Here is a 207-nt window from a genome sequence, read left to right on the forward strand (position 1 = left end):
ATCTCTAAACCAACAATAAATAGCATCATGACAACACCAAATTCTGCAAAATGCTGAATAGTGTTTTTTTCTTCGCCTGCTAATCCGGTATTAGGGCCAATGATTACACCTGCACTGAGGTAACCAAGCACTGAGCCTAATGCAAATCTTATAGCAAAATGAACGCATATTACCGCGACTAAAAGGTATAGAGCAGATTGATTAAAA

Annotated in this window: 1 protein-coding gene; it reads right to left on the reverse strand. The window is 37.7% G+C overall.

Annotation, left to right across the window (positions count from 1 at the left end; translation table 11 throughout):
* A partial coding sequence (locus V6255_RS19145) for a cation:proton antiporter (RefSeq protein WP_341629500.1) occupies nucleotides 1–207 on the reverse strand: 207 nt, incomplete at both ends.

This window comes from Psychromonas arctica (assembly GCF_038155225.1).
GTDB lineage: Bacteria > Pseudomonadota > Gammaproteobacteria > Enterobacterales > Psychromonadaceae > Psychromonas > Psychromonas arctica_B.